The organism is Paenibacillus sp. 1-18, from assembly GCF_000520755.1.
GTDB classification, from domain to species: domain Bacteria; phylum Bacillota; class Bacilli; order Paenibacillales; family Paenibacillaceae; genus Paenibacillus; species Paenibacillus brasilensis.
Genome location: NZ_ASSB01000028.1, coordinates 1 through 13,816 on the forward strand (window position 1 = coordinate 1; position 13,816 = coordinate 13,816).

The 13,816-nt window shown below is 46.4% G+C and carries 13 protein-coding genes and 1 pseudogene; 3 read left to right on the forward strand and 11 right to left on the reverse strand.

Annotation, left to right across the window (positions count from 1 at the left end):
• Positions 1-832: pseudogene (locus tag L693_RS27555) on the reverse strand (hypothetical protein); the annotation flags it as partial.
• A gap of 186 nt (positions 833-1,018) precedes the next feature.
• Between L693_RS27555 and L693_RS0101730 the strand changes: the two are divergent.
• Positions 1,019-2,182: an aminotransferase A gene (locus L693_RS0101730; RefSeq protein WP_025715787.1), complete on the forward strand. Its 1,164-nt coding sequence runs from the start codon at positions 1,019-1,021 to the stop codon at positions 2,180-2,182.
• Positions 2,183-2,701: 519 nt separating this feature from the next.
• Here L693_RS0101730 and L693_RS0101740 read toward each other — a convergent pair.
• The 7 genes from L693_RS0101740 to L693_RS0101770 form a co-directional block, all read right to left on the reverse strand.
• Positions 2,702-3,775 (reverse strand): ABC transporter substrate-binding protein, encoded by a 1,074-nt coding sequence (locus L693_RS0101740; protein ID WP_025715788.1) that lies wholly within the window; start codon positions 3,773-3,775, stop codon positions 2,702-2,704.
• Positions 3,772-4,593, reverse strand: coding sequence for an ABC transporter permease (locus L693_RS0101745; RefSeq protein ID WP_025715789.1), 822 nt, complete (start codon positions 4,591-4,593; stop codon positions 3,772-3,774). The genes L693_RS0101740 and L693_RS0101745 overlap by 4 nt, the downstream gene beginning before the upstream one ends.
• Complete coding sequence (locus L693_RS0101750) at positions 4,583-5,395, reverse strand: ABC transporter permease (protein WP_025715790.1); 813 nt, start codon at positions 5,393-5,395, stop codon at positions 4,583-4,585. Before L693_RS0101750 ends, L693_RS0101745 begins: the two co-directional genes overlap by 11 nt.
• Complete coding sequence (locus tag L693_RS0101755; protein ID WP_025715791.1) at positions 5,385-6,494, reverse strand: ABC transporter ATP-binding protein; 1,110 nt, start codon at positions 6,492-6,494, stop codon at positions 5,385-5,387. The genes L693_RS0101750 and L693_RS0101755 overlap by 11 nt, the downstream gene beginning before the upstream one ends.
• Positions 6,495-6,569: 75 nt before the next feature.
• Positions 6,570-7,700 (reverse strand): N-acetyldiaminopimelate deacetylase, encoded by a 1,131-nt coding sequence (locus L693_RS0101760; RefSeq protein ID WP_025715792.1) that lies wholly within the window; start codon positions 7,698-7,700, stop codon positions 6,570-6,572.
• Between the two features lie 180 nt (positions 7,701-7,880).
• Positions 7,881-8,594: a 2,3,4,5-tetrahydropyridine-2,6-dicarboxylate N-acetyltransferase gene (gene dapD / locus L693_RS0101765; protein ID WP_025715793.1), complete on the reverse strand. Its 714-nt coding sequence runs from the start codon at positions 8,592-8,594 to the stop codon at positions 7,881-7,883.
• A gap of 212 nt (positions 8,595-8,806) precedes the next feature.
• Positions 8,807-9,712, reverse strand: a complete 906-nt coding sequence (locus L693_RS0101770) for a hypothetical protein (protein WP_025715794.1) — start codon at positions 9,710-9,712, stop codon at positions 8,807-8,809.
• A 282-nt stretch (positions 9,713-9,994) separates the two neighbouring features.
• Between L693_RS0101770 and L693_RS0101775 the strand changes: the two genes are divergently transcribed.
• The gene (locus L693_RS0101775) at positions 9,995-10,939 is read left to right on the forward strand and encodes a DMT family transporter (protein ID WP_025715795.1); all 945 of its coding nucleotides are present in this window, start codon (positions 9,995-9,997) and stop codon (positions 10,937-10,939) included.
• 74 nt (positions 10,940-11,013) lie between these two features.
• Entirely contained in the window at positions 11,014-11,877 is an 864-nt protein-coding gene (locus L693_RS0101780; RefSeq protein ID WP_025715796.1) for a sulfurtransferase, read from the forward strand.
• Between the two features lie 90 nt (positions 11,878-11,967).
• On the opposite strand, the gene L693_RS0101785 is transcribed toward L693_RS0101780, so the two are convergent.
• The 3 genes from L693_RS0101785 to L693_RS0101795 all read right to left on the reverse strand — a co-directional run bounded on the left by L693_RS0101785 (position 11,968) and on the right by L693_RS0101795 (position 13,677).
• Positions 11,968-12,567, reverse strand: a complete 600-nt coding sequence (locus L693_RS0101785) for a YdeI/OmpD-associated family protein (RefSeq protein WP_025715797.1) — start codon at positions 12,565-12,567, stop codon at positions 11,968-11,970.
• Between the two features lie 177 nt (positions 12,568-12,744).
• Positions 12,745-13,032: a hypothetical protein gene (locus L693_RS0101790; RefSeq protein ID WP_025715798.1), complete on the reverse strand. Its 288-nt coding sequence runs from the start codon at positions 13,030-13,032 to the stop codon at positions 12,745-12,747.
• A gap of 138 nt (positions 13,033-13,170) precedes the next feature.
• Positions 13,171-13,677 carry a class I SAM-dependent methyltransferase gene (locus L693_RS0101795; RefSeq protein ID WP_269320813.1) on the reverse strand — a complete coding sequence of 169 codons (507 nt, stop codon included), beginning with the start codon at positions 13,675-13,677 and terminating at the stop codon, positions 13,171-13,173.
• Positions 13,678-13,816: the final 139 nt, after the last annotated feature.

A 13,816-nucleotide genomic window follows, 5' to 3' on the forward strand; every position in this document is an offset into this window, starting at 1 on the left:
GCTTTGCATCAATCAGAATTCGTTGTGGATTCTGACTTCTTTCGGTCAGCATGAGTCCGCCAGTCTCCGTCACTACCTCACCAGTGTTCGGACCGTTATCAATTCGGACTGGAATTTCATAGCCGTAAGGGCCAATCACAGTAGCATCGTTCAACTCGACACGCATGGCTTCCAAACTTTCGAAAAAATCCAAGCCATCCTCCTGCGGATCAAACAACGTCATTCCGTCATTATCCACAACAGATGTCGGCATGACACGTCCCTGTTGTCCAAGCAAGATTGGAGCTGGCAGTGAACGGTCCTTGGCAGTAACCGCAACCGAAGAGGCCACTATTTCCGTAGTCGTTAGGTCAATTGGTTTACTGGCGTAGGTTCTTTCTGTGTATTCCTTCACTGAGCCGCTAACCCGTACCTCATCCCCAACCTGTACACCGTTGCCAGGCTTGTACACTAAAATGGCCTCGGCTGTTTTTTCATCCTGATCTATTTGATCATCCGCCGCTTGAATATAGAAACTGCTTCCCTTCACCATCGTAACAATCCCTTCAACATCCGTTACCTTTTGTCCCTCATAAGGTGAACGGTGGGCTGCTCCCTGAATGTCGTGGATACGAAGCTTTTTAGGCAAATAGACATCAGCATATACACTGGTCCCAACAGTTGAGGGTAATATCTGCGCTTCCTTTTCCAGCAAAAGTGCAGGCTCTGCCTTAGCCTTTCCACTAGATAACCATCCCGTTCCTACCGAAAGCACCAGTATTGCACTGAGCCCTGTAAGTCCAAGCCTTTTTAATTTTATGGATAACATTTTTTCTATGTATACTTGTTTCATCAAAAGATGCTCTCCTTCCCTTTTTTTCTGTGATTACGCTTACAATTCATATTTCATCTTTTAAGATACCATAAATTAGTCAATTCAGTACCTTAATTTTGTAAAAATGAATTCTTCTTGCCGTAGCATAATCAGATCATATTATTGTAAACTTGTTCTAATACAGAAAAAGGTGGCACATACGCTATGGAGCATTTGCTTAACGAGCAGGTTAAAAACATTCAAATTAGCGGCATCCGTAAAATTGCCAATAAGGTTGCCGCATTGCCCGGAACCCTGTCCTTAACGATTGGACAGCCGGATTTCCCTACCCCTGCGCATATTATGGAAGCCGCCCATCGGGCGATTAACGAAGGGCGCACCTCCTATACGCCTAATCCCGGACTACCCGAATTAAGGGAAGCCGCAGCAGCGTTTGTAGCCCGTAAATACGGGCTGAGTTACCGTGGACAGGATGAGGTTATCGTGACCAACGGAGCCAGTGAAGCGCTGGATATTACCCTGCGCACCCTTTTGTCACCTGGCGATGAAGTCATTTTGCCTGTGCCCATTTACCCTGGTTACGAGCCATTGATCCGTTTGTCAGGCGGCGTTCCAGTGTTTGCCGATACCCGCAGCAGCGGCTTCAAGCTCACCGCCGAGGTGCTGGAGCCTTATTTGACCGAGCGGACGAAAGCAGTCATCCTTGGCTATCCTTCGAATCCGACCGGGCGAGTGATGAGCCGTGAAGAACTGGAAGAGGTCGCCAATTTGCTGAAGGAACGCGATCTATTTATCATTTCGGATGAAATATACAGCGAACTGATTTACGATACACCACATGTATCCATTGCAGTTCTTCCAGATATGCGGGAACGCACCATCGTCATCAACGGTCTGTCCAAATCACACTCCATGACGGGCTGGCGTATTGGTTTTACGCTTGCACCCGCTGAGATTACACAGCATATGGTTAAGGTTCATCAGTACAACGTGACCTGTGCCAGCTCGATCAGCCAGTATGCTGCGCTGGAAGCCCTGACCGTCGGTGTGGACGATGCACTCCCGATGCGTGAGGAATATCGCAAACGCCGTGACTATGTTCACGGAAGGCTAACCGACATGGGCATTCCACTCGAAAAACCAGAGGGGGCCTTTTACCTTTTCCCTTCCATCGCCCATTTTGGCTTAAGCTCAATGGATTTTACCTTGAAGCTGCTGGAAGAGCATGGAGTGGCCGTCGTGCCAGGAGATGCCTTTTCTTCCTATGGCGAGGGATACATCCGTTTGTCCTACGCTTACGGACAGGACGTACTGGAGCAAGGGCTGGATAAAATAGAGAGGTTTGTTAAAGGAGTTGTGGGGAGTTAAGGTGGGAGGAAGCGCTTCGCGGTCCATTTGATCTTCCGATCGCTGTTGCAGGGGGATTCTTGGATTATTTAAATTATTCAACGGTAAGAATCCCCCTGCAAAGGCGAACGCTCTCGCTTCTTCAGATTCAAATGGCCCGCTTCGCTTACTGCCCGCCTTAAAGTCCCACAAGTTGTCTAACGTGTGTGGAGCAGCTAGGGTTAAAAACAATACTCACCTTTGCGCGGTGAGTAAAAATAAAACAGGCTCTTGAATCTCCTCCTACCGGGAGATTCAAGAGCCTGTTCGTTTTCCGACTACTCCCTCACCGTCGGCGTGGGGTTCATGGGTGCGCACCTTTAAGCACGGCGCAGCGGAGGAGGCGGAATGGTGCTGGACAAGCGTAAGCGGTCGCCTTTAAATTCCGATTTTCACCTTTATACATCCAATCATAAAAATCGGAATTTAACAGCGATGGGAAGCACCATCCGCCACTGCAGCGGCCTTTAATCCACAAACCTTGAATCCACGCGCCACTCCCTACTTTAAATGCATTTTGAATTGCAGGAACAATTCATTATAGTGAGCCAGCATCCGCTTGCCGAGATTATCGTATACCTCCAGCTTATCCGTAATTTCGGACGGAGGATAGAAGCGCTCATCGCCAGAAATATCTGCAGGCAACAGCTTTTTCCCATCTTGGTTTGGTGTTGAGTAGCCTACAAACTCGGCATTTTGAGCAGCTACATCGGGCTGCATCATAAAATTGATGAACTTATGGGCTGCATCCACATGGGTAGCTGTTTTTGGAATAACCATGTTATCAAACCACAGGTTGGAGCCTTCATCAGGCACGATGTAATCCAGCTTGTCGTTCTGGTTCATGATTTCGGACGCATCCCCGGACCATACAACCCCCGCAGCAGCTTCCTCATTGGCCAGCAGCATTTTAATCTCGTCACCGACAACCGCTTTGACATTGGGCGCCAGTTTCTCCAGCTTCGTCAAAGCCTGCTGCAAATGTGCCTCATTTGTATCGTTCAAGGAATAGTGGAGACTGTTCAGCGACATGCCCATAATCTCCCTAGCTCCATCAACCAGCAGCAGGTTATTACGCAGCTTCGGATTCCACAGACCGTCCCAGCTATGAAAATCAATGCCTTTCGTCAGCTCCGGGTTAAACACAATCCCGACCGTCCCCCAAAAATACGGAACCGAATATTGGTTATTCGGATCGAACGAAAGATTCAGAAAATGAGCATCCACATGCTTCAAATTTGGCAGCTTGCTGTGATCCAGCGGAAGCAACAGATGCTCCTGCTTCATTTTGGCCAGAGCATACTCCGAAGGAACCGCTACATCAAACGAAGTTCCACCCTGCTCGATTTTCGTCAGCATCGCCTCATTAGAATCAAATGTCTGATAAATGACGGTAATCCCCGTCTCCTTCTGGAACCGTTCCAACAGATCAGGGTCAATGTAGTCTCCCCAGTTGTATACCGTCAATGTGTTGCCACCGGAGTAGCCTTGACTGGAATTAAGCCAGGCCGCCACCCCCATCAGGCTAAACGAGATAATGAAAATCGACAGAAACACGCGCACAAGCGACTTCATCTAGGCATCCCCATTTCCGCCGCAGGCTCTTTTTTACCGTTACGATTCGCCTTGCGCATAATAAAGTAGTAACCCACCACCAGCAGCACCGTAAACAGGAAAATGAGCGTGGACAGCGCATTGATGGACAAGGAAACCCCTTGACGGGCACGCGAGTAAATTTCCACCGATAGGGTCGAATAGCCACTGCCTGTCACAAAAAAGGTCACCGCAAAATCATCCAGAGAATACGTTAGCGCCATAAAAAAGCCCGCATAAATCCCTGGCTTGATAAAGGGCAAAATCACCTTGGTCAGCACATCCAGCCGACTGGCACCCAAATCACGTGCTGCATCGACCAGGGATGGACTCATTTCCTGAAGCCGCGGCAAAATCATAATGACTGCAATCGGCACACTGAATGCAATATGAGACAACAAGACCGAGTAGAAGCCCAGCTTAATCCCAACCATCGTGAACAAAATGAGGAAGGATGCGCCAATAATGACATCCGGGTTCACAATCAGCACATTGTTGAGTGACAGCAACGTATTTTTGACTCGACGATTCTGCATCTGATGAATAGCCAGCGCACCCATAATGCCAATAATCGTAGCCAATGCAGACGACAGCAACGCAATCACCAAGGTGTTAATGACAATAATGATCAGGCGAGTATCTGCAAACACCTCTTTATAGTATTGAAGGGTAAAACCTTCAAACTCGTGCATTGTCCCACCGCTGTTGAAGGAATAGTACATCAGGTACAAAATGGGGGCGTACAACACGAGAAAAACGATCACCAAATACAAATTCCCGAATCGACTTTTATTTGCCATGTCGCACCCTCCGCTTCGTCCCCGAGGTGATCAGCATAATGATCGCCATCGCCAAAATCAGGAACACAGCCACCGTGGAGCCCATCCCCCAGTCCTGTGTAACCAGAAAATGCTGCTCTATTGCCGTTCCCAGAGTAATAACCCGGTTGCCTGCGATCAGTCGGGTAATCATAAACAATGACAGCGCAGGAATGAACACCGCCATACATCCGGATCGCACACCAGAAAGCGTTAACGGGAAAACAACTCGGCGAAACGCCGTCCATTTGGAGGCTCCCAAATCACGCGCAGCGTCCAGCAGTGAAGGGTTTAACCCTTCCAATGCGTTAAAGATAGGCAAAATCATAAAGGGCACAAAAATATAAACCGACACAAACACAAAGCTGGAGCTGGTAAACAGTAATTGCTGCCCCCCCAATCCAACCATACCTAATATAGCATTCACCGGGCCATAGGTACCGAATATCCCGATGAAGGCATACGTTTTGAGCAGCAAGTTAATCCATGTCGGCAAAATAATGAGCAATAGCCACAGCTGCTTATGCTTGGTTCGTGTGAGTAAATACGCCGCCGGATAAGCCACCAGGAGCGAAAATACCGTAATCAAAAATGCATACCAAAACGAGCTGAGCGTCATGCTCAAATAAACGGGTGTCAGAAACTGTGCATAGTTGCTGAATGTGAAATGACCGTCTACATCAAATAGTGAATAGTAAAACACAAGCACAACCGGAGCCGCCACGAACAGCACAATCCATAAATAATAAGGCAGCAGAAACGCCGCTCTTGTATTACCGGACATGCTGATCCACCTCTTCATAGGCCTCCAGGCGCCGGTCAAATTCTTCCTCCGTTTCCCCAAAGCGCATCACATGGATCGCTTCCGGATCAAAATGCAGGCCGATTTCACTGCCCAGCTCCGCCTTTTTGGTAGAATGCACCAGCCACTCCTGTCCTGAATCATCATAGCAGCTTATTTCATAGTGGACCCCACGGAACAATTGGGTATCCACCTTTACACGCAGCTTGCCTTCAGCAACACTGGTAATCTCCAAGTCCTCTGGCCGGATCACAATTTCAATCGGTTCATTCGGACGCAGCCCACCATCTACACACTCAAACTGTCGACCGTTGAATTCCACCTGATAATCTGCAATCATACGCCCAGGGACAATATTGGATTCGCCGATAAAATCAGCAACAAACCGATTAATCGGCTCATCATAGATATCATTTGGCGTACCACTCTGCTCGATTTTGCCTTTGTTCATGACAAAAATTTCGTCCGACATGGCCAGCGCTTCCTCCTGATCATGCGTAACGAAAATAAAAGTAATTCCAAGGCGCTGCTGCATTTCGCGCAAAATATACTGCATTTCTGTACGCAGCTTTAAATCCAGTGCAGACAATGGTTCATCCAACAAGAGAACATCTGGTTCATTGACGATAGCCCGTGCAATGGCTACACGCTGACGCTGTCCCCCGGACATCTCGGAAATTTCCCGTTCGCCGTAGCCTTCCAGATTGACGAAGGACAATGCCTGTGTCACCTTCTCCTGAATGTCCTTTTTGTTCATCTTTTTGATCCGCAGACCAAAGGCTACATTTTCAAACACATTGAGATGCGGAAATAGCGCATAATCCTGAAAAACCGTATTGACCTGCCGCTCATTGGCTGGAACACGATTAATGAGTTTTCCATTTAAATAAATAGAGCCTTCTGTCGGCTCCGCAAAACCTGCAATCATACGCAGAATCGTCGTTTTACCACAGCCGGAAGGCCCTAGCAGTGTATAAAATTTACCACGCTCAATCTCAAAGCTGACGTCAGCCAGCACTGGGGGATCGTTGTCATATTGCTTGGTCACCCGTTCAAATCGGATGATGTTTTGCTCTCCCATAACACCCTCCTTCAAAGATTCGACTTCATTCCATTTTATTCTGTTCATTAAACATAATTATTCAGGCCGTACCATTTACCCTTGAGACTTCCATGTAAAATAGTCTGTCAGCACACGAATGGCCACACCGATCGCTTCCTCTGCAGGCGCCAGCTTGGCATGGTGCAAGCCATAGGGCGTATCAACGCCAAGCCAGAACATCAGACCCGGAATTCGCTCCAGAAAATACCCGAAATCCTCTCCCGTCATCGCTTCTCCGCATTCAATGAGCTGCACATCCTGCCGATTACTGACCCAACTCATGAATTCCTCGGTTACCTTGGCTTCATTATACACTTGCAAATAATTGGAGCCATAATGAATCTCCGCCTGGCATTCAAATCCAGCTTCTATACCACGTACCAGTGCTTCAATCCGCGATTTAACCAGCTTCATCGTATCGGCTGACAGCGTTCGGATCGTACCCTCCAAACGGGCGGTTTCCGCGATAATATTCTGCTTCGTGCCACCGCTAACCTTACCAACGGTAACAACTGCTGCATCCAGCGGATTCACATTACGGGCTACAATCGTTTGTAGCTGTCCCACCAGCTGACAAGCAGCTACTACCATATCATTCGCCTTGTGTGGATACGCAGCATGCCCTCCCGTACCCTTCAGGTCGATGAAAAGCTCCGATGTATTGGCAAATAAGATACCCGGGCGAGTCGCAATCGTGCCCACAGGATATTCGGGTGCAACATGCAGCGCGACAATTTGATCCGGCAGCCAGTCTGCCAGCTCTGCGCTATCGCGCATCGGCAACGCTCCGCCCGGGCCTTCCTCAGCAGGTTGAAAAATTACAACCAGGTCGTCCTTAATCGGGTGGCTCGCAAAGTGAGTAACAATTCCCAATCCAATCGTCATATGTAAATCGTGTCCGCAAGCATGCATGTAGCCGGGATGGGTCGAACGAAACTCGTAACCCGTCTCTTCTTCAATCGGTAAGCCATCCATGTCACAACGATATCCATAGCGGCGTTCGGGGGCCGTTCCATGAATGAATACTAACACGCCCGTACGCCATGTACGAATGTCCAGCCGCTCTTGAGGGAGCGTTTCCAAGTAGTCCAGCAAGTATCGTTGTGTTTTATATTCCTCAAACCCCGGTTCGGGAATTTGATGCAGATCCCTTCGTATTTGAACAAAAGTATCGACTGTGCTCATTTCGCTGCTCCGCCTCCTTTTTTAGCCTATCAGCTCTTATCTGGCAAAAGAACAAAAGGACAAAAGCCCGGCGCAGCCGCCGAGCCTTGTCCGTTGTGCTTCGTCCCTAAGTTGTGTGTCAGTACATCTCGTCTCTGACAAGGAATCGTTCACCTTTGGTACATAAAAAACTTTGCCTTCTTACAGAACGCGCAGTTCTTTCAAAATCTCAGTTTTAGATTTGGTCTTATCGTCGACCTGTTTGATTACGCGAGCAGGTGTACCAGCTACTACGGAGTATGCAGGCACATCTTCAGTTACAACCGCTCCGGCTGCAACAACTGCACCTTTACCAATTCGTACGCCTTCCAGTACAACCGAGTTCGCACCGATCAATACTTCGTCTTCTACGATAACAGGCTGTGCGGACGGTGGCTCAATGACACCTGCAAGAACAACGCCTGCGCCGATGTGGCACATGTTGCCTACTTTAACACGACCGCCAAGTACAGCATTCATATCTATCATGGTGCCTTCACCAATTGTAACGCCAATGTTAATCACGGCGCCCATCATAATGACTGCGTTATTACCGATGCCGACCATATCGCGAATATATGCGCCTGGCTCAATGCGAGCATTGATGCCCTTCAGATCCAGCATAGGTACAGCGGAGTTGCGGCGGTCATTTTCCACCACATAGTCTTCTTCTTTAGCGTTTACGCTATCCAGTACAGGCTTGATGTCTGCCCAATCGCCAAATACCACACCACTATCTCCGGAAATAAAAGCTTGCACATTCTCGCCAAATGAAGCGGAAGCCAAAGCTCCTTTTACATATACTTTAACAGGCGTCTTTTTCTTGCTGTTTTTAATCACGTTGATGACTTCTTGTGTATTCATTTCGATGGACATAATAAATCGAACAACTCCTTCATCGCCTCATACGACTACGCAAGCCGGAATGATCTTATTCTCTCATCCTTTATAGCACAAAAGTGCAGGTCTCGCAATTACAGATTAGACCTTCAGAGCGCTAACCTAGTACCTAAAATAACAAATTTCAGCCGCTCGACTGCCTTAAATTCATTAATGTAAGCCAGCGACCACCCAACTTTAAATCAGGGTTATTTATTAGCTTGTAAGCTCTCCAACGATGTATAAATGAAGGATTCGAATCCCTCGGCAGACTCCCCACGCGGAATGTTCACTTTCACAATGAAACCACCCGTTTTATTTTCCACGACAATATATTGTCGTATAACCTTCGAGCCACTCGCTTGCAGGAACAGGCGGCTGCTTGTTAGCGCTTGAGGAACATCTGCTTTGTCCAGCTTTTTCACCTTGCCGATGGAGGCCAACCCCTGTTCGCCTTTCTTCTGGAGCTCATCCAGATTAAAATCAGAGGGCAGCTTCGTCATTTCAGCGTAATAGTTATCATCTACCGCCAAGGCGACGCGGTTTTGATCGGGAAACAGGGACATCGGATCAAATACATACAGCGAATATCCCTCTCCCTGTGCCAATGTAGCTGTCTGCGTTTCCTTTTTGCCTTCAAGGGTAAGCTCAAAAGCTTGCGTTTTCGAGCGTTCCCCACCTACTTGTTGACCAGAGCTACCGTTTTGATTGCCATCTGTTGCAGCTTCTGTTTTTTGTATTTTAGTTAAAATGAGCTGCTGCGCGGTCGCGTCGTCCTCAACAGCTTGTTCACTATATTCAAACGTCACTGCATCGCCTTCCTTCAGTCCGGCCACTACCGTGTCCAGTCCGTCAGCCAGTTGGAAGGATTGGGCTTCGCCATTGATTTCGATTTCAACCGTATGCGGATCAGCAGCTCCACTGTATACACCTGTGCCTTGTTTGACCTCTGGCTTTGCGACTGGCTCCGGTTTTACTTGCGGCTGTTGCGTTTGTGGTTGGTCTGTCCCTTGAGGAGCGGTGTTATTAGTTTGCGGTTTCGTTCCACAGGCTGACAGGGCCAGCACTGCCACTACAGTCAATAGTATGAATGAAAATGTGTTGCGTTTTTTCATAATGTCCACCTCCACTATAATAGACGAGTTTGTTCGGCAAAAGTTCTACGCACCAGCACACTTAAATTCCTTCCTCCTGCTCCCGCTTATTATATTCTCAGGATTTTGCAAAATCCTGATACCACGGGAATGTCAGGTACAGTATAATAGGCTTTATTAAACCTAATTTTCGAGATACTCTTTTCAAAACACTTTTTCAAAACACCCATGGAAGGAAGCAAAGAAGGAAGCAAAGAAGGAAGCAAATACGCCTGAATTCCCTCCATACGGATGGAGCTGCATATGAATCAAGCACACAAATCGTCAGTGTCCTTTGAATTACTGTACATCATAGGTATTGTCGCTATTTCGTTCTCCTCGATCTTCGTAAGATGGTCGGAAGCCGAGGTGTCCGTCATCGCTATGTACCGTCTGTACCTGACCAATCTTCTCATGCTGCCATTGGTCTGGAAATACCGCACCGAGCTATTTAACCTTACTCGCAAGCAGTGGATGCTCATCCTCTGGTCCGGTATCGCGCTAGGGCTGCATTTCTTGCTTTGGATGGGCTTGCTGCGGCTGACCACCGTTGCAAGCTCTACCGTTATTATGACATTGGAACCGATCCTTGTCATGCTCGGTTCTTTTTTGTTTTTCCAGACAGGCACGAATCGCGCTATGCTCTTCGGAATGGGTCTGGCCTTTATCGGCTCACTGGCCATCGGCGCGGGGGATTTTCATGTCTCGGGCCAAGCTCTACTTGGAGATGCACTGTCCTTCTTGGGTATGGTAGCCGTTTCGATCCATATGCTAATGGGTAAGCATCTACGCGAGCATTTGAGCGCTTTTGTCTATAACTTTTGGGTTTTTATCATCGCTGCTACATCGCTTGCGCTGTATAATGTGGTCAATGCCATACCTTTTACTGGATATGCACCACGGGAATGGGGACTGTTCCTGCTGCTCGCGATTGTACCCACACTGTTCGGACATTACCTGTTTAACTGGCTGCTCAAATACATTAACGCCACCGCGGTGTCAATGGCGGTACTCGGTGAGCCTGTTTTTTCTTCCCTGCTGGCATGGGTGCTGCTTGGGGAAAGGCTATCTACCCTGCAATTTGGTGCAGGCTTTTTCATCCTGTTCGGCGTATGGTTTTTTATCCGCTACGGAACGGACTTTAAAAAGCAAGTTGTCCACCAAAGTGAAATGCCTAACAATGAGCACCCCTTAAAGGCTAGCTCTTAGCTTATTACCCCATTATCATAAACCATACTCAATGGATTAAATTTACTGCTAAATAAAGGAAGGCGGAATCTTCTATGAAATCCATCGTATCCAAACGCTGGCTGCTGGCCCGATTGTATGAGCCCGACATAATCATTGCCGACTGCCGTTCCGTGCTCGGACAAGCTGGAGCTGGACGGAAAGAATTTAATGAAGACCATATCCCAGGGGCGGTTCACTTCGATTTGGAAGAAGACCTCACCGCTCCTCTTGGCGAGCATGGGGGGCGCCATCCCTTACCCGATGTGGATACACTTGCCGCACGTCTGAGTCGTACCGGAATTAACTCAGCTTCACGCATCGTTGCTTATGATGACCAAGGGGGTATGATGGCCTCCCGCTTCTGGTGGCTACTGCGCTACCTCGGACATGAGCAGGTATATGTGCTGGAAGAAGGCTACAGTGCTTGGAAGGAAGCGAAGTTCCCCGTTACGGCAGATCAGCCGATTCGCATTCCCTCCACCTTTGTGGCAAATGTTCAGCCACAAATGCTCACAAGTATGCAAGAAGTACAACGTATATCCGAAGCTTCTGTTCCAGTTGGCTCCAATATCGGTTTTTCACCTATATTGGTCGACTCCAGAGAGCGGCCGCGCTACCTGGGACTGGAAGAACCCATAGATCAAGCCGCGGGGCATATCCCTGGTGCGGTGAATTTCTTCTGGAAAGAGGTCTTGGACGAAAAGGGTGCATTTAAAAATGCAGAGCAGTTGAAACAGCATTTCTCAGACCTTGATCAGAACGCTGAGATCATCGTATATTGCGGATCAGGCGTATCTGCCTGCCCGAATGTTCTAGCCTTGAATGAGGCAGGATTTAGTAAGGTGAGACTCTATCCGGGAAGCTGGAGCGATTGGATCAGCTATGAGGAAAATCCAGTGGCGACCGGAAAGGAATAATCCGTTTTTAACAGATATACAGGTCTAAAAACAGACACACTGCCTTAAGCGATTTAGGCTCATGGCAGTGTGTTTGGTTTCTCATCGAGTTTAACGATCATTTAATCCCTTTCCAGCGAGAATGTCCTGTATACATTTTTCAACCCTCGACTCCCGAGTTTTAGATTGTTTGGGCGCAGAAAAATGCATAACGTATGCTCTTTGTCGTCCCGGCGTCAATGCAGCAAAAGCAGCTTTCAAGGCAGGATTTTCATCTAACTTAGCTTGAAGTTCTTCAGGAAATATGAGTTCTGTACTCTTTTTAAAATCCACTTTCAAACCAGCTTTTTCCACTTCAATGGCTTCGTTAATATAAGCTTTCAAGATGGTTTCCATCTCCGCGATTTCTTCAACATTCGTGAACCGAATCTGACGCCCCGCCTGCGTGTCCTCCCCAGGTTTAATTAGAATACCATTGGGGTCTTTTAACAATGCACCTTTGAAAAACATAAGCGCACAGTGTTCTTTAAATCCCTGTATTATAGCTATGTTACTATTCTGAAACATGTAGCATGGTTTACCCCACTTCAATTCTTCAATGAGCTGACAATCGAGCATAATCGCTCTCAACTTCTCCATTTCCTCCTGCCATTTTTTCACTTTATCTAAATACACATCAACTTTAGGATTCATTTCCTCTCTATTTGTCATGTTAGCTCTCCCCTTATGGTTATTGCTCATAATGTTTATGTTTATGTTTATGTATATATATTTACAGAAAATCTATAAAATAGCCATCACATTGCTATATTTATTATACGTTCACTTCATCCCATCTATAAATTACATAACCCAATTGACATATAACTAACAATAAATAAATTACGTTTATACATAGATATATTTTTTCTTGTATTTATCTAAATCTACTTCCTCGTTCACTTCTCTTGTCTTTATTTTCTCACTCCAACTCATTATTCTTGAGAATTCTACCGCACCCAATACTCCCCATAGCAATGGAAAGACTAGAAATATGGCATTTACTAGAGACAATAATATACCCATCCCTACATCATCCATTGTTCTTATTGATTTAAAACAAATGTGCACCACTAGTGACAGACTAAATAATCCCAAGCCTATAATACTTACTATCGGTTTGTCTTGCATTCTCATTTTTTTATTCCCTTCGCTTCCAATTACATATAACGATCTGTATTTACGATGTCCCAGCGCTTTAGGACTAACAGTCCGGCTGCCACATGCGGCAGTTAAGCGGTAGGATGTGTCTGCTAAATTACTTCCCCTAAATAGCTATCCAATCTTTTGAACAACTATATATCTTAATTCATATTCTTGTTGTTTTTCTGCATGTGTCAGATATTCTCTTATGGAACCAGTTTCTAATATATTCAAATCATTAAAATGTTTAATTAAATTTTCTTCAGTAAAGAAGTGAGCATATTTCCCTTTCTTGTATTCATATGTTCCTTCCTCAACGTTCCTACCCACACCATTATTAAAATCGCGATCAGAAAAACACGTAAAATACATCACTCCCTGTTCCTTCAAATGCATCACACAATTCTGTATCAGTTTTTTTCGGTCTTTTAACAAAAATAAATGTAATAAATCATAACAATATATGCCATCATACCTTTTGCTTGTACGAAACTCTAACACCGATTCTTGAATAAAATTCGTTTTTAAATCCCATTCTTTTGCTAGATCTATAGCTGAACTAGATATCTCAATTCCATCAACCTCAAAATAAGAAGAGAACATCTTGGTATTTCTCCCATACCCAGCACCAGGAACCAAAATATTATGTACACTATCCTTTTTTTAAATACTCACATAGCTCTTCTTTTAAGCTCCTCAATCTGTCTTATGTGATGTTGATCATGCCAGATAAAGTCTTTTAAATATCGGATTAACCCCCTAAGTTTGGACACTAACT